We start from the raw sequence: 20,368 nt of genomic DNA, 5'->3' as shown, positions 1-20,368 counted from the left end.
GAATGGAACTCAAGACTCTCATCGGCGAACCCTGGTCCGACTATGGCCTGATCGACTCGGGCAACGGCCGCAAGCTCGAACGCTATGGCCGTTTCCGCTTCATCCGCCCCGAACCGCAGGCGATGTGGGCGCCGGCGACGCAAGACTGGCGCGCCGACGGCGAATTCATCCCCGGATCGGACGAGGATGGCGGCGGCCGCTGGTATTATGACAAGCCGGTCCCGGCCGAAGGCTGGCCGCTGCACTGGAAGGAAGTGACCTTCCAGTCGAGCTGCACCCCCTTCCGCCATCTCGGCTTCTTCCCCGACATGGCGCCGGTGTGGGACTTCATGCGCGCCAGCACGGCCGACAAGCCCGAGGCCGAGGTGATGAACCTGTTCGGCTATACCGGCGTCGGCACGCTGGGCATGTCGGCGGCCGGCGCCCGCATGGTCCATGTCGATGCGTCGAAAAAATCGGTGGCGCAGGCGCGGGCGAACGCGGACCTGTCGGGCATGGGCGACCGGCCGATCCGCTGGATCGTCGAGGATGCGGCCAAGTTCGTCGCGCGCGAGGTGCGGCGCGGCCGCCGCTATGACGGCATATTGCTCGACCCGCCCAAATATGGCCGCGGCCCCGATGGCGAAGTTTGGCGGCTGGAAGAGGATCTGCCGGGCCTCATCGCCAATTGCCGCCAGTTGCTGGACGCGGACAGCCGCTTCCTGTTCCTCACCGTCTATGCGGTGCGCATGTCGGCGCTGGCGATCGGCGAATTGCTGCGCCAGGCCTTTGCCGACCTGCCCGGTGAGGTGGAAGCGGGCGAACTGACCGTGCGCGAGGAAGCCCGCGGCCTGCTGCTCCCCACCGCCATCTGGGCACGCTGGAAGCGGTAAACGGAACGTCCATTTAAAGCCCTCTCCCGTTTACGGGAGAGGGTTGGGTGAGGGCTTTTCTAAGGCGACCCTCATGATAGGCTCTGCCGATGCCCAGCATCGGCCCGACCAGTCCCAACGCCGCACGTCTGCGGCGCAACGCAACCGAATGTGAGCAACGGTTATGGGCCGTCCTGCGCAATCGCCATCTTGAAGGCTTCAAGTTCCGGCGCCAGGCGACGGTCGGGCCGTTTGTGGTGGATTTCCTCTGCGCCGAATGTCGCTTCATCGTCGAAATCGATGGCGGGCAGCATGATGAGCGAACAGATGCGTCGCGCACGGCGCAACTGCAATCGGCGGGCTATGTGATCCACCGGTTCTGGAATCATGATGTGGTCGAGAATTTCGACGGCGTGGTGGAGCGGATCAGGCTGGAATTGCTTGCCACTCGGGCGGGGTAAGGGAAAAGAAGAAGACCCTCACCCAACCCTCTCCCGCCTGCGGGAGAGGGCTTTAAGGCGGGATCGTCGCCTTACTTTCCGACCCTGATCTCGAACAGTTTCGGCCAGTTCTTGCCGGTGATGAAGACGCGATCGCTCTTCGCGTCATAGGCGATGCCGTTGGCGACGGCTTCGCTGTCGGTGACGCCGGCCTGCTTGCGCAGCGGGGCGACATCGATCCAGTCGATCACGCCGCCGCTGCGCGGGTCGATCCGGGCGATCTTCGTGTCGTACCAGACATTGGCCCAGATCTCGCCCTTGACCCATTCCAGCTCATTGAGCCGATCGACCGCGCGGCCGTTCCAGGTGACGGTAATGCGGCGCTGTTCGTTCAGCGTCTCGGGGTCGAGGAAGCGCAGCTGCGCGCTGCCGTCGCTCATGATGATCGACCGGCCATCCTGGGTCAGGCCCCAGCCTTCGCCTTCATAGCGGAAGGTGGAGAGGGGCGAGAAATCGTCCAGCTTCCACACGAAGCCCTGGCGGTGGCGCCAGGTCAGGCTGACCAGCTTGCCGCCCCAGTTGACGATGCCTTCGCCGAAATAGGGCTGCTCGACCACGCGGCGCTGCTCGACCTTGCCGGTCTTGAGCGCGACCTTGCGAATCTCCGACTGGCCTTCGAGGCCGGTGCTCTCATAGAGCGCGCCGTCGAGGTAGAAGAGGCCCTCGGTGAAGGCCGCCGGGTCATGCGGATAGGCCTTGACCAGTGTCCAGGGCGTTTCGGCCCGAGCCGGCATGGTCAGGGTGAGGGCGCAGGCGAGCGCCAGCAGCCCTTGCCTCATTCGGCGGCCTGCGCGGCGATCGCGGTGGCGAGCCAGGCGGGCAGGGTGGCGGGGTCGATCGCCTCCACCCGTTGCAGTTCGATCGACAGATTGAGGTCGGGCAGGGCGGCGCGCTGGCGCTTCTCGTCGGCCTGTTCCAGCGGCACCGCGACCAGCCGCCGGTTCACCTTGTTGCGATAATGCATGCGCGCGGTGTTTTCCTGGCCGACATAGCAGCCCTTGTCATAATCGACGCCGTGCAGTTCCTCGGCATTGGTTTCCAGCCACAGCGTCTGGTCCTGCCCCAGTTCCGCCGCGCCTTCGAACACCCCAAGCGACAGCCGATGCGCGCGGAACGCGGCGGCGGCGTCGCCATCGCTCGCCGGCGCCAGCCAGCGCGCGCCCAGGTCTGGCAGGCGCGGGTCGCGGGGTTTGTCGGCCGCATCGATCGCCCAATGCACCGCCAGCGACTCGTCGCGCGCGATCACCACCTTGCGCCGCAACCGGTATATGGTCAGCCGCTTCGCCAGCGCATCGGCCTGTGCCGCCTCGCAGTCGATCAATATATCGCCGTCGTCGCCCCACAGGATGAAGTCGAACAGCGCCTTGCCCTGCGGCGTCAGCAGCGCGGTCCAGCGCGCTTCGCCGTCTTTCAACGTCAGCACGTCGCGGGTCAGCAGCCCCTGCAGGAAGGGGCGCGCCTCTTCGCCGGAAATGCGCAGGATCGCTCGGTCGGTAAGGGTGGTATCGGTCATCGGCTTTAGGTAGGACGGCGGCACGACTTCGCCAAGCGGTTCGCGCGAACAGCAGACAGGAATATCGCCATGACCCAGACCTTCGACATGATCCTCAAGAACGGCACCGTCCATACGCCGGGCGGCGCGGAGCAGGTGGATGTGGGCGTGCGCGGCGGCAAGATCGTCGCCATCGGCACCAGCCTGGGCGATGCGGGCGAAGTGATCGACTGCACCGGCCTCGACGTGTTGCCGGGCTGCATCGACAGCCAGGTGCATTTCCGCGAGCCGGGGCTGGAATATAAGGAGGATCTGGAATCGGGCAGCCGCGCCGCGGTGCTGGGCGGCGTCACCGCCGTGTTCGAAATGCCCAACACCAATCCCAATACCGACACCGCCGAGCGGGTGCATGACAAGCTGAAGCGCGCCCATCACCGCATGTGGTGCGACCATGCCTTCTATGTTGGCGCGACGGCGGAAAATGCCGAGCAATTGAAGGAGCTGGAGCGGATTCCCGGCACGTCCGGCGTCAAGATCTTCATGGGCGCATCGACCGGCAGCCTGCTGGTGGACGATGACGCGGCGCTGGCCCGCGTGCTGGCGTCGGGCACCCGCCGCGTCGCCATCCATGCCGAGGACGAGACGCGCATGAACGCGCGCAAGGATTATCGGGTGGAGGGCGATCCGTCCTCCCACCCCGTCTGGCGCGACGATGAAAGCGCGATGATCGCGACCAAGCGGATCATCGCGCTCGCCCGCAAGGCGCGTCGCCGCATCCATATCCTGCACGTCACCACCCCGGCTGAGCTGGAATATATCGGCCAGAACAAGGATGTCGCGACCTGCGAAGTCACGCCGCAGCATCTGACGCTGGCCGGGGAAGACGCCTATCCGCGGCTGGGCACCTATGCCCAGATGAACCCGCCGATCCGCAGCGCGGCGCATCGCGACGGCCTGTGGTTCTGGCTCAACCAGGGCGTGCCCGACGTGCTGGGCAGCGACCATGCGCCGCACACGATCGAGGAAAAGGCCAAGGTCTATCCCGCTTCGCCCAGCGGCATGCCGGGCGTGCAGACGCTGGTGCCGCTGCTGCTCAACCATGTGGCGGAAGGGCGGCTGACGCTGCGCCGCTTCATCGAACTGACCTCGTCGGGGCCGCAGCGCGTGTTCGGCCTCACCTGCAAGGGCCGCATCGCGCTCGGCTATGATGCCGACTTCACCGTGGTCGACCTCAAGAAGAAATGGACCGTCGGCAAGGACTGGCTCGCCTCGCGCTGCGACTGGTCGCCGTTCGACGGCATGGACCTGACCGGCAAGGCGATCGGCACCATCATCCGCGGCAACCGCGTGATGTGGGAAGACAGCCTCGCCAATCAGGCGGTCGGCGAGCCGGTCCGGTTCGAGGCGACCGAGTTCAACTGACCGGGTCAGGCCGTCGCGAGGGACGGCCCCCAGCCCCCCTCCCGCCTGCGAGAGAGGGGGGAATACGACCAAATAGCGTCATTGCGAGCGCAGCGAAGCAATCCATCTCACGCCGGTGGATTGCTTCGCTGCGCTCGCAATGAGGATGTCGGATTTTGACGGCTGAGCAGAAGCGGCTGTAAATTCCTCCCCTGCAAGGGGAGGGGGACCACGAAGTGGTGGAGGGGTGACGCCCTATCGAGAGGGCGACACCCCTCCGTCTGGCCTACGGCCAGCCACCTCCCCTTGCAGGGGAGGATGGTCTAGAAGCGACCATTTTTTTGCCGTTCCAATCTCGCTTGCAGAGCCCGAAATCAGACACAAGCTAAATGATCCGAGGCACTCCTGGTTGGCGATCAGCGCAGCCCTCACCAGCGATCAAGAGGTCGAGCAACATCTCGAAGTCGTTTGCGACGTGCAGTTTCTCACGAGCAGCGGGGACGTGCTCCGCTTGGTTGCGGATCGCCCCGGAAGCTTCGCGCAGACATTTAAGTATCTGTTTTGAAATAACATGCTCGTTACGAAGGTCTTCGGCTTTCCGGCAAATATGTGCCTTCAAAGCAGCAAATGCCTCAGTATCGAAGGTTTCCGATGCCAACAGCCGCATCGTCGAGCGACGTTGCAACTCTTCCAGCTGAAGATCGTAATCATTCACATTCATGTCAAATGCTCTAGGCTGACGCCGTCTGCTTTCCAATAGCTGGGTTGAAAACCCGCCTGTCCGCTCCCCACCCATTCCGGCCGCCCCGATAAAAGTCCTGTCCTACAGCCATGCACCCGGTATAAACTTCCGGCCGGCTCCTTCCTATCGTCAACCCATTCTATTCCGGCCGTTTTTTCCGATCGGCCCAATATCCCTCATGGCGCACACGCGTAAACTTCCGCGCGCCTTCAGCTAAGGCATTGAAAAGACGTTGTTATGATTGGGGTGAAACGTCATCGGGCAGCCGCTATCACCACCTGATCGGTATAGTTTCGCCTCTTGCGACCATGTAATCCCGCTGTTTGGGCCTTTTCGCCCACCATGCACGCCCATCCGCTACCCCGAACGGACCTGTCCAGACCGGGGTCAGGCCGTCGCCAGCCGGTTGCGGCGGGCGGCGGCATAGCTGTCGCTGGCGAAGAGGATGAGGCCCAGCCAGATCAGGCCGAAGCTCAGCATCTGGCCCTGGCTCAGCGTCTCGCCCAGCAGCACCACGCCGCACAGGAATTGCAGCGTCGGCGCCAGATATTGCAGCAGCCCCAGCGTCGCCAACGGCAGGCGCTGGGCGGCGGTGGCGAACAGCACCAGCGGCACGGTGGTGACGCCGCCGGCCAGGATCAGCAAGCCGGTGGTCGGCACGTCCTGGCCAAAGCTGATGCCGCCATGGCCCGACAGCCAGATCAGGTAGCCGATCGCGGGCGCGACCAGCAGCAGCGTTTCGACGCCCAGGCCGGTCATCGGCGCGACCGGGGTGAGCTTGCGGATCAGGCCATAAAGGGCGAAGCTGATCGCCAGCGCCAGGCTGATCCACAGGGTGGTGAGCGCGGCCGCAGCCAGGATGGCGACGCCGACCGCGGCGATCGCGATCGCCAGCATCTGTCCGCGCCGCAGCCTTTCCTTGAGTATGACCACGCCCAGGCCCACGCTGACCAGCGGGTTGAGGAAATAGCCCAGGCTGCAGGCGACGACATGGCCGTCATTGACCGCCCAGACATAGACCAGCCAGTTGATCGCGATCATCACCGCCGATGCCATCAGCGGCAGGACCAGCCGGGGCGTGCGCAATGCCGCGACGAAGGCGCCTAGCCCCTTGCGCGCGGCCAGCAGCACCAGGATCAGGATGACCGACCAGATCACCCGCTGGGTCACGATCTCGATCGGGTCGACATGATGCAGCAGGCGGAAGAAGAGCGGCAGCATCCCCCAGATGCTGTAGGTGCCGATCGCGGCGATGACGCCCTTGCGGGCTTCGTTTTCCGCCATGGTCACAGGATGCCGCCGCCCAGGAACAGGCGCAGCGCGCCGAAGGCGGCGACGATCAGGCAGAAATTCTGCCCGCCCTTTTTCGACGACATCAGGCCGATGAAGGCGCCGAACAGCGCCATCGGCACCAGCAGCCAGTTGAGCGCGCCGAGCAGCGGAAACACCGCCGGGATCATCAGGACAAGGGTGACAAGACCGATCAGGGCTGACAGAAGGTTGAGCATAGTCCGACTGATGGCGGCTTTGCTGTCCCGGAACAAGACAAGCGACCATGCCACCCGGCAGAAACTGGCCCTGCGATGGGGTAGGGGCGTCTATGCACCCTGAATGCGAACGGAAAGTCCCGCTATCCGTTCTATGTGCCGGGTTATGAAGGAGCGAGGCGGATGGCGATTTCCAGACAAGTTGGTGTGATGGCGTTGCTGCTGGCGCTCGCGGCCTGCGGCAAGGGCGGCAAGGACGGCAATCTCGCCGCGCTGGACGACCAGTTGACCAACAATGCCGCGGACCCGGCGGTCAAGGGCGCGCTGGCCGATGATATCGTCGTCGATCCCAATCTGGTCGGCCAGTCGAACCGCAATGCCGTGCGCAGTGCCGATCGCGCCGCCAATGGCGCCCTGCCGGTGCTGGGTGGCGACGCCGGCAAGGCACAGTCGGAAGCGGCCAAGCTGGTCGGCGGCAAGCTGCTGTCCGCGCCGGCACCGGTCAGCGGCCCGATCAAGAACAGTCCGATGACGCTGGGCGGGCTGGCGCGCGAACAGGCGCAACTGGGCGGCGGCGGCAATGCCGGCTGCGCCAAGAAGCTGGTCTATGGCATGCAATGGGCCAGCCGTATGCCCGATCCCTTCACCCTCTATCCCGGCGCGCAACTGACCGAGGCGGCGGGTGCGGAGAAGGATGGCTGCACCCTGCGCGCGGCGAGCTTCGTGACGGCGGTGCCCAAGCAGGGCGTGATCGACTATTATTATACCCAGGCGCGCCGCGCCGGCTTCGATGCGGAACATCGCATCGTCGAGGGCGACAATGTGCTGGGCGGCACGCGCAAGGCCGATGGCAGCGCCTATTTCATCGTCTTCACCAATGCGCCGGGCGGCAAGACGGGCGTCGACATCATCGCCGATCACGGCCGATAAGAAGGGACCGATAAGGGGGGGCTTCGCCCTCTTTTGCTGCACAGGGGCGCTTTGTTTCCAAAACGGAAACGATCTGTCGTCCTTTTGCCGGCTACAAGCCCGACCCGTGCATCGCTACATCGCCTGCAACAACAGGTGGGATCAAGGCGATGCAACACTCCGTCTTCAACCGGGCCGATACGGCCAATGACAATGTCGGCGAACCCTTTGACGCGCAGGAGCGCCAGGTGCTCTGGCTGGCCGACAGCGATCCGGCCAGTTCGGTGCCTTCGGTCCGTGCGCCGCTCGGCCGGTTGCGCAGCTTCCTGCGCGGCCCGGAACCGACCTACACCCTGGCCAATCCGCGGCTGGAAACGCTGCGCCAGAGCGCGATCATCCTGCGCACCGGCCGGTCGCTGACCGGCGAGGAACTGGATGCGTTCGATGCGGCGGGTTTCTCGCGCGAGCAACTCGACCTGCTGCGCGTGCTCTACATGACCGGGGATGCCCGGCGGGCGGTGGTCCGTGCGGCCTGATCCTTCCGGCAGCGCGTTGCGCCAGCCGCCGATGCAGGCGCTGGAGATGCTGCGCGCATTCCATCTGGCGCATCCGCGCGTCGTCACGCGGCTGGCGCTGTTCTTCCTGATCCTGTTCGTGGAAATCGTTTTGTTCAGCGGCATCAACGGCATGGTCGATGATCTGCTGGTATCCTTCGTGGCGACGGTCGCGGCGTCGCTCTTGTTCCTGCCGATGATGGTCAGCGGCCAGGCGCGGTGATCGCGGATGCCGCGCCCGGCTGGCGCCAGCCGGGCGGAGCGTGTAGCACCGGTCCGACGCGGCAGGAGAGCGGACGGGACGGCGCCATGGATCTGGATGATTTGCGCAGCTTTGCCCAGGTCGTGCGCCATGGCGGCTTCAGCGCGGCGGAGCGTGCCACCGGCGAACGCAAGGCGAAGCTCAGTCGCCGGGTCGCGCGGCTGGAACAGGTGCTGGGCGTCCGCCTGATCGAGCGATCGACCCGCAATTTGCGCGTGACCGATGTCGGCCGCGAAATCTATCGCCAGTGCGAGACGATCGCCGAGGGGATCGACGCTACCCAGGCGATCGCCGCGCGTGCCCGGTCGCAGATCAGCGGCAATCTGCGCATCGCCTGCCCGCCGGGGCTGGCCCGCTATCTGCGCACCGACGTCTTTGCCCGGTTCCTGCTGCTCTATCCCGACGTGCATCTGGAAATGCATATCAGCAGCCAGCGGATCGACCTGATCCAGGAGCGGTTCGATGCCGCCTTTCGCGTGGATATCGACACCGTGCATGATCAGGCGCTGACGATGCATCAGCTGGGGCGGCTGGACCGCATCCTGGTGGCCGCGCCGGCGGTGGCGGCGCAGGTCGCGGCAACGACCATCGCCAGCCTTGCCGAGTTGCCGACGCTGAGCGTGGGTGAGCATGTCGAACATGATGAATGGCTGTTGATGAACGGGCAGGGGCGACAGCATGTCGTCGCCCATCATCCCCGTTTCTGCAGCAATGATTCGGCCACGGTGCGCGATGCGGCGGTGGCCGGGCTGGGCGTGGCGCTGCTGTCGTCAGCGGCCTGTTCGGTCGAGCTGCAACAGGGGCGGCTGGTGCATGTCCTGCCCGACTGGCGGACCAGCGAGGGCATCGTCCATGTCCTCTTCACCGCGCGCACCGGCATGTCGCCGACCCTGCGCGCGTTCATCGACTATGTCGCGGAAAGCTTTCCGTCGCTGACGGGTAGCACGCTGGCCTGAATGGCCTTTAGCGCAAGCCGGCTTCCTTGGTCAGGCTGTACAGCCCGCCGACGATCAGCCCGAGCGCCAGCATGCGCGCCGAAAATTCGAAAACAATATCAACCATCATCGATCCCCACCGATTGGAAGCGATCCTTCTGCGGCCATGCGCCTAACAAGCCGTTAATGCTGATGGGAAAGAAGGGGCGTGCTTGACGCTGTTCTGCGCCGACCATAGCATTCCGTCCCAGGCAGGCATGGTGTCGGGAGGCAGTTTCCATGGAGGATATCGCCCAGGAACGTGGCCCCGGCTATCGTTACTCGCGGCGTGCTACCCTGCCGCTGATCCGGCAATTGTCGGTCGTGCCCAACTGGCGCAACGCGCTGCTGCTGGCGCTGCAATGGGCGGTGATGATCGCCGCCTGCGTGATCGCGATCCGGGCCGATCGCTGGCCGGCCTATCTGATCGCCGGCATCGTCATCGGCACGCGGATTCAGGTTCTGGCGGTGATGATGCATGAGGCTTGTCACGGGATGCTGTTCAGCAACCGGCGCGTCAACGACCTGATCGGCGACCTGTTCGTCGCCTATCCGCTGGCGCTGAGCATCGATCTCTACCGTGTCGCCCATATGGTGCATCATCGCCATACCAACACGATGCGCGACTATGATTATCGGGTGCAGCGCAAGGATGCCGACCAGCATTTCCCCAAAAGCGGGCGCGCCATGGTCGTGCTGCTGCTGCGGAGCCTGTCCGGCCTCAACTATTATCGGGCGGCGCGGGCGGCGCGAATCTGGTCGCCCTTGTCCAATTTTCACAATCCGATGCGCTTCGGCTTCGATTTCCGGCTGGCGCTGCGCATCCGCTACATCGTCTGGGCGGTCCTGGTCTATGGCGCGATCCTGTGGTCGCCCTGGCGCTGGCAGATATTGGGCCTGTTCATGATTCCCCAGTTCATCTGGGCCAATGTGTTCAACCGGTTGCGGGCGATGGCGGAGCATAATGGCGTCACGGACGAGACGGAAATACGTGGCACGCGCACCGTCATCCCGACCCTGATCGACCGGATACTGATCGGGCCGCTCAATGTCAGCTATCATCTGGAACATCATCTGTTCCCGTCGGTGCCCTGGCATAATCTGCGCCGGTTGCACCGGCATCTGATGGCGTCCGATCCGCGCTATGCGCGCGATGCGCACGTTACGCAGGGCTATTGGGGGGTGATCCGCGAACTGATGCCGCCGCCCGCGGTCAGTGGTCCCGATCGGCAGCAGGTTCCGATCGAGGCGAATCCGTAACCCGAAGCGGCGCACGGATCAGGGAATGACCAGTTCCATGCCCGCCTTCACCCGGTTGAGCGCCAGATAGCTGTGATAGCTGGCGACCGATTCATTTTCCGCGAACAGGCGGCGGGTGATCGCTTCATAACTGCGCATGTCGGGCGCGACGATCAGCATGATGAAGCTGCGGCCGCCGGTGACATAATAGCATTGCTGCACTTCGGGCGCGTCGCGGAACAATTGCTTGGCCTTGTCGACGCGCGCCGCCTTTTCATCGACCAGATTGACCTCGACGATCGATGTCACGCCCAGGCCCACCTGATCGGGATCGACGATCGCGACATTGCGCACGATCACGCCGCTGCGCTCCATCGCGGCGATGCGGCGCTGCACGGCGGCGGTCGACAGGTTGACCGCCTCGGCAATTGCGCGCTGGGGCATGCGAGTGTCGCGCTGGATCAGGCGCAGGATCGCCCGGTCGAAAAGGTCGATCTTGGTGGTCTGGTTCATGAAATGAGTAATTGTTGCATTTGACCGGTCAATCAAGAGCGCCTTTCTCATGTCGATGATGATATTTCCCGTCACCTGAATTTTCGACAGGCGGAATGCGAGCATGAACCAGTCACGAGCATCCGGCGCGATCCTGGCCGGCATCTTTTGCGGCATGGGGGCGGGGGCGCTCTGGGGCCTCGTCTTCCTGGCGCCCGAGATCGTGCCCGGTTTCAGTCCGCTCGAACAGGCGATCGGTCGCTATCTGGTCTATGGGCTGATGTCCGTGCTGCTGGTCGCGCCGCGATGGCGGACGATCCGGCCGCTGCTGACGCCGCGCATATTGTGGGCGCTGGCCTGGCTCGCGCTGGCGGGGAACCTCTTTTATTATGTGCTGCTGGTGAGCGCGGTGCAGATGGGTGGCATTGCCATGACCTCGCTGGTGGTCGGCTTCCTGCCGGTGGCGGTGACCATCGTCGGCAGCCGGCAGGCGGGCGCGGTGCCGCTGCGGCATCTGGCGCCGTCGCTGCTACTCTGTATCGCGGGTGCGCTGTGCATTGGCTGGCAGGCGATCGTCATGCCGGGCGGGGGCGCGGTGGCGACGCGGATCATCGGCTTTGCCTGCGCGGTCGGCGCGCTGATTTCCTGGACCGCCTTTGCGATCGGCAATGCCCATTGGCTGCGGCGGATGGACGGTATCACGTCGCAGGACTGGAATTTCCTGATCGGCCTTGCCACCGGGGCGCAGGCGCTGCTGTTCCTGCCGTTGGTGCCGTGGCTCGGCAGTGGCACGCATGACGCGGCCGACTGGACCCGCTTTGCGGCTGTCGTGATCGCTGTCGCCCTGTTCGCCTCGATCGTCGGCAATGCGCTGTGGAATCGCATGACCCGGCTGCTGCCGCTCACCATGGTGGGACAGATGATCCTGTTCGAAACCGGCTTTGCCCTGCCCTATGGTTTCATCTGGGAAGCGCGGCTGCCGACGCCCTTGGAGGGCACGGCATTCGTGCTGGTGATCCTCTCGGTGCTGAGTTGCATCGCCGCCCATCGCCGTCCGATCCCGGCAGAGGCCAGCATCGCCGCCTGAATGCGTCCTTTCCCCTTTGGCGGAATCGCGATAGGGCGAAAATCATGACCAATATCTTCCTTGTTATGGGCGGCGGCGCGGTTGGCGCGGCGCTGCGCTATCTGCTGGGGCGGTTCGCCGGGCAGATGGCGCCCGGCGCGGCCTGGCCCTGGGGCACTTTTGCCGCCAATCTGATCGGCGGTTTCGCCATGGGCCTGCTCGCCGGATGGCTGGCGCGCGGCAGCACCGTATCGGGTGAGCCGATGCGGCTGCTGCTCGGCGTCGGCGTGCTGGGCGGCTTCACCACCTTTTCCTCCTTCAGCCTGGAGACGATGCTGATGATCGAGCGCGGCCAGATCGGCCTGGCGCTGGGCTATGCGCTCTTCTCGCTGGTCGGCGCGGTGGCCGCGCTGGCGCTGGGTCTTACGGTTATGCGGAGTGTTGCGGCATGAAGGGGCGTCCTCCCGGCAAATCCGGCGGTCCGGCACGGGGCGGCAAGCCCGGCGGTAGCAAGCCCGCAGGGCGCAGCGGCGCGCCCGGTCGTGCCCGTGGCGGTGCCAAGGCGGCGAGTGCGCGCAAGCAGGATGGCGACCGGCCGTTCAAGCCCGGCGCCAAGTCAGTGGGTAAGCCCCGCACCAAGGCGCCCGCCGCCAAGGCGGCGGCACCGGCCCCGGCGGTCGCGGCCAAGCCCAATCCGGCCAAGGGCGTCAGCCTGGACGTGCGGCAATATCGCGTGCAGGCCGATGATGATGGCATCCGCCTCGACCGCTGGTTCCAGCGGCATTTGCCCGATGTCGGCTTCAACATCGTGTCGCGCTGGTCGCGTACCGGCCAGTTGCGTGTCGATGGCGCCCGCGCCGCGCCCGGCGACCGCATCGCCGAAGGCCAGATGATCCGCGTGCCGCCGGCCGAGCCCAAGGTGGCGGCGGCCGACAAGCCCAAGCGCGTCCGCGTCATCGACCTGACCGAGGACGAGATCGCCTATGTCCAGGACATGGTGATCCACCGCGACAAGCAGGCGATCGTCATCAACAAGCCGCCGGGCCTCGCTACCCAGGGCGGAACCAAGACCGACGAGCATGTCGACCGTCTGCTCGACGGGCTGATCTTCGACGCGGAATCCCGGCCCAAGCTGGTCCATCGGCTGGACAAGGATACGTCGGGCGCGCTGCTGCTCGCCCGCTCCAGCCGCTCGGCCGCGCATTTCGCCAAGGCATTTTCCAGCCGCACCGCGCGGAAGGTCTATTGGGCGATCGTCATCGGCGTGCCCAGCATCGACGATGGCATGATCGAACTGCCGATCACCAAGCAGCCGGGCACCGGCGGCGAGAAGATGCATGTGGACGAGGAAGAGGGCCTGCCCGCCCGCACCCGCTATCGTGTGATCGAACGGGCCGGCAACCGCGCCGCCTGGGTCGAGTTGCAGCCTTATACCGGCCGCACCCACCAGTTGCGCGTCCATATGGCGGCGATCGGCCACCCGCTGGTCGGCGACGGCAAATATGGCGGCAAGGACAGTTTCCTGTCCGGTTCGATCAGCCGCAAGATGCACCTCCATGCCCGTCGCATCCGGGTCGATCATCCCGATGGCGGCCGCATCGACATGAAGGCGGAGCTGCCCGAACATTTCCTCAACAGCCTGATCGCGCTCGGCTTCGACCTGTCGCTGGGCGATATGCCGCTGGATGACGAGATCGACCGGACGCCGACCCGCGAGGATGAGAAGAAGGCGGCCCGCGCCCATGCCAAGCAGATCCGCAAGGGGCGCCGCGGCGAACGGCGCGGTCGCGGCGAGAAATAATGGGCGGGGGCATGAGCAACCGCCTTGCCGTCTTCGATTGCGACGGCACGCTGGTCGATAGCCAGCACAGCATTTGCACTGCGATGGCCCATGCCTTCGAGGGCGAGAAGCTGGTGCCGCCCGATCGGCTGGCGATCCTGTCGATCGTCGGCCTGTCGCTGCCCCATGCGATGGCCCGGCTGCTGCCCGATGCGGAGCCGGACTATCATCAGTTGCTGACCGATCGCTACAAGGCGGCTTTCCACGCCCTGCGCAGCGCCAATGCCGTTTCCGAGCCGCTCTATTCCGGCATGGCAGACCTGGTGCGGGCACTGGACGGCGATGGCTGGTTGTTGGGCGTGGCCACCGGCAAGTCCGATCGCGGCCTCAACCTGTGTCTTGCCCATCATGAGCTGGCCCATCATTTCGTGACCCTGCAGACCGCCGATCGCCACCCGTCCAAGCCGCACCCTTCGATGCTGCTGCAGGCGATGGCGGAGGCGGGCGCGGTGCCCGAAACCACGGTGATGATCGGCGATACCCATTTCGACATCGACATGGGGCTGGCCGCCGGCACCCGCGCGATCGGCGTCGGCTGGGGCTATCATGCGCCAGCCGAACTGGTGCAGGCTGGCGCTCATGCGGTGGCGATGGACAGCGACGAGTTGCGCCGCCATATCGACGCGCCATGAACGACATGCCTCCCATCCCGCCGGTCGACCCGGAGAAGATCGCGCGCCAGCGCCATTTCGCGCTTGGCCTGTTCCGCCTGTCGGGTGCTTTCCTCGTCATGTTCGGCTTCCTCGCCATCATGCAGCGCTTTTCCTGGGTACAGGGCGACAAGGCCAAGGCGTTCGGCCTGATCATGGTCGTCGCCGGCCTGTTCCAGTTCATCATCGTGCCGCGCCTGATGCTGGCCCTGTTCAAGCGGAGCCGCCCGTGAAGCGTTTCTACAAGGATGTGACGGTCGAACCGGTCGAAGCCGGTTTCGCGATACGGCTGGATGGCCGCCCGGTGCGCACGCCGGCCCGTGCCGAACTGGCGCTCCCCAATGCGGTGCTGGCGGAGGCGGTGGCGCAGGAATGGCGCGACCAGGGCGAGACGGTCGATCCGGCGACCATGGCCTTCACCGGCCTTGCCAATGCGGCGATCGACCATATCGCCGGCAACCGCGCGAAATTCGCGGCCGACATCGCCGAATATGGCGGCACCGACATGCTCTGCTATCGGGCCGAGGGGCCGGAGGCGTTTGTCGCGCGTCAGGCCGCCGCCTGGGATCCGCTGCTCGATTGGGCGCGCGCCCGCTACGACGTCGCTTTCGTCACCACCCAGGGCATCATCCATGTCGCCCAGCCTGACGCGACGCTGGAACGGCTGGCGGCCGCGGTGGACGGACTTGATCCCTTCACCCTGGCCGGCCTGTCGCGGCTGGTGACCTTGAGCGGATCGCTGGTCTGCGGCCTGGCGGTGCTGGAAGAAGCGTTCGATGCGGATTCCGTATGGGAAGCGGCCGAGATCGACGAGCGCTGGCAGGCCGAACAATGGGGCGAGGATGCCGAAGCGCTGGCCCGTTCGGCGCGCCGCGCGGGCGAGTTTGCCGTGGGTCGAGCCTTTTGCGGGATGGCACGAGCCTAGAGGGCTGGGAACGGGACCGCTCGTTCGTTCATTCTTGTGTTGGCAGATGCCCTGACTGCATCCGCCACATTGGATCAACGACCAGGGAGACCCTGACCTTGCAGTCCCGCCTTTTGGTTCCTGCCTTTCTTGCCCTTTCCACCCTCGCCGCACCGGCCCTGGCACAGGATGCCCCCGCAGCCACCGCTGCCCCCGCCGCCGGCCAGATGACCCCCGAACAGATCAACGCCTTCAACCAGGCGGTGACCGATTTCACCGCCGGCCAGACCGCGCTGCAGGCGGGCGACAATGCCACCGCCGCGACCAAATATGAGGCGGCGATGCCCGCCATCCGCACCGCGGTGGAGGTCGACCCGACCAAGATCGACAATGTCAATTTCCTCGCCAACGCGCTTTATGCCGATGCCGCTGCCCAAGGCGCGCTCGGCAAGATGGACAAGGTGATCGCGCTTTATGGCGAATCCCTGCCGCACTGGCGCAAGGTGGTGGAGGCCAAGCCCGCCGATGCCACCAGCCGCAACATCCTGGCCGGTATCCTGATCCAGCTGGGCAACCAGAAGCTGGGCGCGCAGGACAAGGCCGGTTCTGCGCCGCTCTATCAGGAAGCGCTGGGCCTGGCCCGCAAGTCGGCGGCCGCCAATGCGGCCGATCCGGTGACGAAGAATATCCTGCTGTCGGCGCTGATCGGCGCCAGCCAGGCGACCGACGATGCCGCGCTCAAGACCGAAGCGGCGACGATGAGCAAGGCGATGCTGGCCGACGGTTCGGTCGATGCGTCGAACAAGCCTGCCGCTCAGGCGCTGAGCGGCGTCAAGGCCGGCTGAGCATGAAGAGGCCTCGCCCGGATCACCGGGCGGGGCCTTTGCCGGTCAGGCTTCGACCATGCCGGTAATCTTGTTGGCATAGACCATGCGGCCCGGCCCGAGCATGCCCAATACCTGCGGCACCATGTGGCGGGCGAGCGCGAAACAGCCCTCGCTACGGCCGCACTTGCCCCAGGCGGCGACATGGTCCTCGCTGACATAGTCGGCGCCATGGATGACGATGGCGCGCATTTCGGCATTGTTGTTCTGCGGATCGAGCCCCGCCAGCCGCATCGACCGGCCATGCTGGCCGTCATAGACGGTCAGCGTCTTGTAGGCGCCCGACGAACTGGCGAGCGAATTGGGCTCGTTGGAAAAGCTCTGCAGCCAGCCCGAATGGCCCGGATCGGACCCGCGGCCGTGCGACACCAGATAGCTGTTGGCCTGGCCACCGATCAGGTTGACGATATGGAAGCGAAATTCCTTCGACGGCGCGTTGAAGTCGGCGATGGCGATGCGGTCGCGCAGGGTGAAGTCGCGCGCATGCTGGTCGAGCGCGGCCTTGGCCTCTTCCAGCAGCAGCGCATAGGGCTTGCGCGAAAAAATCGATGCGGCCGATGGAGTCGCGGGAACCGGAGGACGGTTCGCGGGTTCAGGCGCTACCGGAAGTGCGGCCTTGCCAACACTGTCGGTCAAAAACGAGAAGGCGAGTCCGCTTAAAGCGAACTTCGTGAATTTGCGGCGATCCATGTGCCGTCTATAACAAATCAACGCCCCCGCTCCAAGACGGGGGCGCCCTTCGTCACAGGCTGCTATTGCCCGCTTCGTCCGCTCCCTGGCTCCCCTCGCCGTTTTCGCGCAGGCGCGAGGTCATGCCGCTGGCTTCGGCATCATCCAGAATCTGCTGCTGTTCCGACACGGACGGCGGCGGTGCCGGAGTCGGGGTGACGACATTTTCCGGCTCGGGCGGCAGCGCTTCCGGCTCGTTCACGATGACATTCTCGACCGGCGGTTCGACCAGATTATTGGTCGCCGGGGCTTCCTCTTCCTTCTTGCCGCAGGCGGCAAGAAGCAGCGCGCCCGACAGGGCGGCGAAGGTCAGGGGGCGGGCAAAATGGCGCATGGGGATCAGTCCTTGGCTGCGGGGGCGGTCGAATTGACCGCAGTGGGGTCGACGCGGCGGCTGGAGGCCTCGATCTTCTGGGCCAGCAGCTTGTCCCAGTCATAGGGATCGGCGCGGAAGTTCATGGTGCCGTTGCTGCTGGCAAAGGCGGTCCAGTAGAGCAGATAGACCGCGACCTGCGAGGGCAGCGACACGCGCTGGGTCTTGTTGGTGTCGATCAGGCTCTGGATTTGGCCCGACAGGCTGGGATCGCTCGCCACCATCAGTTCGGCCAGCGATACCGGCTTTTCCAGGCGGATGCAGCCATGGCTGGCGAGCCGATCATAGCTGGAGAATTTCCCGCGCGAAGGCGTGTCGTGCAGATAGACGGCGAAGGGATTGTTGAAATCGAACTTCAGCCGGCCGAGCGCGCTGTTGGGACCGGCGGGCTGGACGATGCGCTCGCCGCCCTCGGGCGTCTTCACGATCTTGTAGCCCTGCTTGGCCAGGGTCGCGCGGCCTTTGGGAAACAATTCCTTCCTGGCGATCGACATCGGTACGTTCCAGGGCGGATTGACCACGATGGAATGGATGTTCGACGACAGCATCGGCGTCTGGTTGGTCGGGCTGCCGGTGACGGCGCGCATCGATGTGACGGGTTCGTCGCCCTGGAACACGGTCAGCACGGCGGCGGCGATGTTCACCTGGACGCGGTTGACCGGCAATTCGCGCGGCATCCAGCGCCAGCGTTCCATATTGGCCATGATCGCGGCGATGCGATCATCCACCGACACGTTGAGCGCGGTCAGGGTGCGCGCGTCGAGCAGGCCGGTGGGGTTGAGGCCATAGCGGCGCTGGGCGCGTTGCAGCGCGGCGGTCAGCGGCTCGCTGCCGGTGACGCTCTTGTCCTCCAGCGCCAGGCGGGCGCGCACGACATCGGCCGAGGCGCCGGCCGACAGGCTGGACCAGCCGCCGGTGTCGCGGATCTTCTCATAGGTGGCGAGGCCCTTGCGCAGCCCGTCATAGCCCGAATAGGGCGGGGTCAGGCTGGCCGCCCATTGCGGCAGCCGATCCTCGGCAATCGCCTTGGCGAGCGAGGGGCGCGGATCGAAGGCGGCGGGGCGCAGCGCCCAGACTTCCAGAAAATCGGCGGTATCGACCCGGCCGGTGCTGAGCGCGCGGCCGCGATCCAGCAAGGCGTTCAGCAATTGCTGCCCGTGCATCGGCGCGGTCGGCTTGCTGCGCGCCATCAGCCCTTCGGCCATGCCGCTTTTCAGCCATTCATTCGCCCAGTCATCCTGCGCCTGCGACAGGGCCGGCAACGGCACGGGCGGGGGCATCACCGCCATCGGCGGGGGCAGCACGACCTGACCGGCCGGCGGCGCGCTCTGGGTCGGTGTCATGGCCGGGGGCTGCGCGACGGCCGGGATGGCGGCGGTGGCCAGCAGGGGCAGGGCGAGGAAACGGATCAAATCGGGACGGTTCATGCTGGACCAGATAGCGCAAAGCGGCCATCTATCAAATCGCGATAGCGGGAAAAGATCATGCTGCACGTCGTTCACCATCCCGCCTATGTCTCCCCGGCCACAGACGGCCAGCAGGCGCGCTTCGACAAATATGGGCTGGTGATGGACGTGCTCGCCGACAGTGGCGCGCCGATGACCGTTCATGCGCCCGATCCGATGCCCGCGTCCTGGATCGCGGCGGTGCATGATCCCGCCTATGTCGAAGAGGTGCTGACGCTGGCCGTGCCGCCCGACAAGGAACGGCGGATCGGCTTTCCGGTAACCGAGCGGGTGATGCGCCGGGCGCTGCTGTCGCCCGGCGGCACCTGGTTGGCGGCGAAGCTGGCGCTGGTCCATGGCTATGCCGCCAATGCGGCGGGGGGCAGCCATCATGCGCTGGCCGACAGCGGCGCGGGCTATTGCGTGTTCAACGACCTGGCGATCGCGGCCAACCGGCTGATCGCGGAGGGGGATGTGAACCGTATCCTGATCCTCGACCTCGACGTGCATCAGGGCGATGGTACGGCGTCGCTGATGGCGGGGAGGGGCGATGTCTTCACCATGTCGATTCATGCGGAGAAGAATTTCCCGGTGCGCAAGGCGCGCTCGACGCTGGATCTGGGGCTGGCCGACGATACCGGCGACGCAGACTATCTGGCGGCGCTGGGCGAGATGCTGCCGCGCGTGCTGGATGATTTCGCGCCGGACCTGATTCTATATCAGGCCGGGGTGGATGGTCATGTGGACGATCGGCTGGGCCGGCTGGCGCTCAGCGACGAGGGACTGGCCGCGCGCGACGGGCTGGTAATGCGTCAGGCGCTGGTGCGCGCCATCCCGGTCGCCAGTTGCATGGGTGGCGGCTATGGCCCGGACCGGATGGCGGTCGCGCGGCGCCATGCCGCCTGCATGTTGCGGATGGCGTCAGTGGAGCGTGCTGTCTGAGGCGCTGGGCTTTGCGGCGCGCCCTTCCATCAGCTTCGCGGCGATCAGCCCGGCCACGCTCAGCGCGACCAGATCGCTCAGCGCCAGATAGAGGCTGTAGCCCCAGGGCGCATGGTTGAACACGGCCTGGCCGATATGCAGCCACAGCACGGTGGCGAGCGCGAACAGGATCGACACCCGCGCCCGGCTGTTGAAGTCGCCTGTGACGAAGCGCAGCGCCAGCGCGATCAGCACACCGGTCGCCAGCGCCAGCAGCAGTCCGCCGATCAGGCTGGAGCCATCCATCACCGGGAAGCCGCCATTATTGTAGAAGAGCATCGCCACCGGCCCCTTGCCATAGAGGATGGTGCCTTGGGCCGTGGCGGGATCGGGGATGACATAGACGCCGGTGCCGCTGCGGGCCAGCGCCTGCGCCATTGCGGCCTGCAGATTGGCGCTTGCCTGCGGATCGGCACGACTGAGCGCCAGCGCGCTCAGGGGCGTGCCCCAGAAGAGGAAGCCGATGATGAACATGGCGAAACCGCCAAGCAGTCCGCCCAGGATGGTCCGCAGCATCATGCCTTCACTCCCCGTTCCAACGCGCTCCGACACTGGAGGCTGATCTACAAACGCCGGGAAGGCAATGTCTTTCC

26 protein-coding genes are annotated in these 20,368 nt (G+C 65.6%); 16 read left to right on the top strand and 10 right to left on the bottom strand.

The window, feature by feature from the left end; all coding sequences use genetic code 11:
• Positions 1 to 2: 2 nt before the first annotated feature.
• Positions 3 to 872 (top strand): class I SAM-dependent methyltransferase, encoded by an 870-nt coding sequence (locus tag U0025_RS16775; protein ID WP_004208600.1) that lies wholly within the window; start codon positions 3 to 5, stop codon positions 870 to 872.
• 89 nt (positions 873 to 961) lie between these two features.
• Entirely contained in the window at positions 962 to 1,312 is a 351-nt protein-coding gene (locus U0025_RS16770; protein WP_004208599.1) for an endonuclease domain-containing protein, read from the top strand.
• Positions 1,313 to 1,383: 71 nt separating this feature from the next.
• On the opposite strand, the gene U0025_RS16765 is transcribed toward U0025_RS16770, so the two are convergent.
• Both U0025_RS16765 and ygfZ read right to left on the bottom strand, forming a co-directional pair.
• Complete coding sequence (locus U0025_RS16765; protein WP_004208598.1) at positions 1,384 to 2,130, bottom strand: glutaminyl-peptide cyclotransferase; 747 nt, start codon at positions 2,128 to 2,130, stop codon at positions 1,384 to 1,386.
• Positions 2,127 to 2,864: a CAF17-like 4Fe-4S cluster assembly/insertion protein YgfZ gene (gene ygfZ, locus U0025_RS16760; RefSeq protein ID WP_004208597.1), complete on the bottom strand. Its 738-nt coding sequence runs from the start codon at positions 2,862 to 2,864 to the stop codon at positions 2,127 to 2,129. Before ygfZ ends, U0025_RS16765 begins: the two co-directional genes overlap by 4 nt.
• Before the next feature lie 69 nt (positions 2,865 to 2,933).
• Here ygfZ and U0025_RS16755 point away from each other — a divergent pair, with 69 nt between their 5' ends.
• Positions 2,934 to 4,265, top strand: a complete 1,332-nt coding sequence (locus U0025_RS16755) for a dihydroorotase (protein ID WP_004208596.1) — start codon at positions 2,934 to 2,936, stop codon at positions 4,263 to 4,265.
• Positions 4,266 to 4,629: 364 nt separating this feature from the next.
• Here the strand turns inward: U0025_RS16755 and U0025_RS16750 are convergent, their stop codons facing one another.
• The 3 genes from U0025_RS16750 to U0025_RS16740 all read right to left on the bottom strand — a co-directional run bounded on the left by U0025_RS16750 (position 4,630) and on the right by U0025_RS16740 (position 6,494).
• The gene (locus tag U0025_RS16750; RefSeq protein ID WP_037490538.1) at positions 4,630 to 4,965 is read right to left on the bottom strand and encodes a hypothetical protein; all 336 of its coding nucleotides are present in this window, start codon (positions 4,963 to 4,965) and stop codon (positions 4,630 to 4,632) included.
• A gap of 408 nt (positions 4,966 to 5,373) precedes the next feature.
• The gene (rarD, locus tag U0025_RS16745) at positions 5,374 to 6,270 is read right to left on the bottom strand and encodes an EamA family transporter RarD (RefSeq protein ID WP_004208595.1); all 897 of its coding nucleotides are present in this window, start codon (positions 6,268 to 6,270) and stop codon (positions 5,374 to 5,376) included.
• Between the two features lie 2 nt (positions 6,271 to 6,272).
• Positions 6,273 to 6,494 (bottom strand): hypothetical protein, encoded by a 222-nt coding sequence (locus U0025_RS16740; RefSeq protein WP_004208594.1) that lies wholly within the window; start codon positions 6,492 to 6,494, stop codon positions 6,273 to 6,275.
• Between the two features lie 162 nt (positions 6,495 to 6,656).
• Here U0025_RS16740 and U0025_RS16735 point away from each other — a divergent pair, with 162 nt between their 5' ends.
• The 5 genes from U0025_RS16735 to U0025_RS16715 all read left to right on the top strand — a co-directional run bounded on the left by U0025_RS16735 (position 6,657) and on the right by U0025_RS16715 (position 10,432).
• Positions 6,657 to 7,403 carry a hypothetical protein gene (locus U0025_RS16735; protein WP_004208593.1) on the top strand — a complete coding sequence of 249 codons (747 nt, stop codon included), beginning with the start codon at positions 6,657 to 6,659 and terminating at the stop codon, positions 7,401 to 7,403.
• A gap of 149 nt (positions 7,404 to 7,552) precedes the next feature.
• On the top strand, positions 7,553 to 7,918 hold the full coding sequence (locus U0025_RS16730; protein ID WP_004208592.1) for a hypothetical protein: 366 nt from the start codon (positions 7,553 to 7,555) through the stop codon (positions 7,916 to 7,918).
• Positions 7,908 to 8,159, top strand: coding sequence for a hypothetical protein (locus U0025_RS16725; protein WP_230588523.1), 252 nt, complete (start codon positions 7,908 to 7,910; stop codon positions 8,157 to 8,159). The genes U0025_RS16730 and U0025_RS16725 overlap by 11 nt, the downstream gene beginning before the upstream one ends.
• Before the next feature lie 86 nt (positions 8,160 to 8,245).
• The gene (locus U0025_RS16720; protein WP_004208590.1) at positions 8,246 to 9,154 is read left to right on the top strand and encodes a LysR substrate-binding domain-containing protein; all 909 of its coding nucleotides are present in this window, start codon (positions 8,246 to 8,248) and stop codon (positions 9,152 to 9,154) included.
• A 258-nt stretch (positions 9,155 to 9,412) separates the two neighbouring features.
• Positions 9,413 to 10,432: a fatty acid desaturase family protein gene (locus U0025_RS16715; protein ID WP_004208588.1), complete on the top strand. Its 1,020-nt coding sequence runs from the start codon at positions 9,413 to 9,415 to the stop codon at positions 10,430 to 10,432.
• An 18-nt stretch (positions 10,433 to 10,450) separates the two neighbouring features.
• On the opposite strand, the gene U0025_RS16710 is transcribed toward U0025_RS16715, so the two are convergent.
• Entirely contained in the window at positions 10,451 to 11,029 is a 579-nt protein-coding gene (locus U0025_RS16710; protein WP_037490535.1) for an Lrp/AsnC family transcriptional regulator, read from the bottom strand.
• Here U0025_RS16710 and U0025_RS16705 point away from each other — a divergent pair.
• The 7 genes from U0025_RS16705 to U0025_RS16675 all read left to right on the top strand — a co-directional run bounded on the left by U0025_RS16705 (position 11,028) and on the right by U0025_RS16675 (position 16,208).
• The gene (locus U0025_RS16705) at positions 11,028 to 11,990 is read left to right on the top strand and encodes a DMT family transporter (RefSeq protein ID WP_004208586.1); all 963 of its coding nucleotides are present in this window, start codon (positions 11,028 to 11,030) and stop codon (positions 11,988 to 11,990) included. The two genes, U0025_RS16710 and U0025_RS16705, sit on opposite strands and share 2 nt — an antisense overlap.
• Before the next feature lie 44 nt (positions 11,991 to 12,034).
• A complete protein-coding gene (gene crcB / locus U0025_RS16700; RefSeq protein ID WP_004208585.1) occupies positions 12,035 to 12,421 on the top strand; it encodes a fluoride efflux transporter CrcB in 387 nt (128 codons plus the stop codon).
• The gene (locus U0025_RS16695) at positions 12,418 to 13,770 is read left to right on the top strand and encodes an RluA family pseudouridine synthase (RefSeq protein WP_004208584.1); all 1,353 of its coding nucleotides are present in this window, start codon (positions 12,418 to 12,420) and stop codon (positions 13,768 to 13,770) included. Before crcB ends, U0025_RS16695 begins: the two co-directional genes overlap by 4 nt.
• 11 nt (positions 13,771 to 13,781) lie before the next feature.
• Complete coding sequence (locus U0025_RS16690; RefSeq protein WP_037490533.1) at positions 13,782 to 14,441, top strand: HAD-IA family hydrolase; 660 nt, start codon at positions 13,782 to 13,784, stop codon at positions 14,439 to 14,441.
• Positions 14,438 to 14,692: a hypothetical protein gene (locus U0025_RS16685; RefSeq protein ID WP_004208582.1), complete on the top strand. Its 255-nt coding sequence runs from the start codon at positions 14,438 to 14,440 to the stop codon at positions 14,690 to 14,692. The genes U0025_RS16690 and U0025_RS16685 overlap by 4 nt, the downstream gene beginning before the upstream one ends.
• Complete coding sequence (locus U0025_RS16680) at positions 14,689 to 15,384, top strand: ATP12 family chaperone protein (RefSeq protein ID WP_004208581.1); 696 nt, start codon at positions 14,689 to 14,691, stop codon at positions 15,382 to 15,384. Before U0025_RS16685 ends, U0025_RS16680 begins: the two co-directional genes overlap by 4 nt.
• 98 nt (positions 15,385 to 15,482) lie before the next feature.
• Positions 15,483 to 16,208: a hypothetical protein gene (locus U0025_RS16675; RefSeq protein WP_004208579.1), complete on the top strand. Its 726-nt coding sequence runs from the start codon at positions 15,483 to 15,485 to the stop codon at positions 16,206 to 16,208.
• Positions 16,209 to 16,253: 45 nt separating this feature from the next.
• Here U0025_RS16675 and U0025_RS16670 read toward each other — a convergent pair whose 3' ends face one another.
• The 3 genes from U0025_RS16670 to U0025_RS16660 are packed head-to-tail and all read right to left on the bottom strand — an operon-like array spanning position 16,254 to position 18,776.
• Positions 16,254 to 16,937, bottom strand: coding sequence for a murein L,D-transpeptidase catalytic domain family protein (locus U0025_RS16670; protein ID WP_004208578.1), 684 nt, complete (start codon positions 16,935 to 16,937; stop codon positions 16,254 to 16,256).
• A 52-nt stretch (positions 16,938 to 16,989) separates the two neighbouring features.
• The gene (locus U0025_RS16665; RefSeq protein WP_004208577.1) at positions 16,990 to 17,310 is read right to left on the bottom strand and encodes a hypothetical protein; all 321 of its coding nucleotides are present in this window, start codon (positions 17,308 to 17,310) and stop codon (positions 16,990 to 16,992) included.
• A gap of 5 nt (positions 17,311 to 17,315) precedes the next feature.
• On the bottom strand, positions 17,316 to 18,776 hold the full coding sequence (locus U0025_RS16660; RefSeq protein WP_004208576.1) for a L,D-transpeptidase family protein: 1,461 nt from the start codon (positions 18,774 to 18,776) through the stop codon (positions 17,316 to 17,318).
• Positions 18,777 to 18,833: 57 nt separating this feature from the next.
• Here U0025_RS16660 and U0025_RS16655 point away from each other — a divergent pair, with 57 nt between their 5' ends.
• Positions 18,834 to 19,736: a histone deacetylase family protein gene (locus U0025_RS16655; RefSeq protein ID WP_004208575.1), complete on the top strand. Its 903-nt coding sequence runs from the start codon at positions 18,834 to 18,836 to the stop codon at positions 19,734 to 19,736.
• On the opposite strand, the gene U0025_RS16650 is transcribed toward U0025_RS16655, so the two are convergent.
• Positions 19,716 to 20,294 carry a hypothetical protein gene (locus U0025_RS16650; RefSeq protein ID WP_004208574.1) on the bottom strand — a complete coding sequence of 193 codons (579 nt, stop codon included), beginning with the start codon at positions 20,292 to 20,294 and terminating at the stop codon, positions 19,716 to 19,718. The genes U0025_RS16655 and U0025_RS16650 overlap by 21 nt on opposite strands.
• Between the last annotated feature and the right edge of the window lie 74 nt (positions 20,295 to 20,368).

This window comes from Sphingobium yanoikuyae (assembly GCF_034424525.1).
Taxonomy (GTDB): domain Bacteria; phylum Pseudomonadota; class Alphaproteobacteria; order Sphingomonadales; family Sphingomonadaceae; genus Sphingobium; species Sphingobium yanoikuyae.
This window is presented reverse-complemented; position numbering and strand designations above follow the sequence as displayed.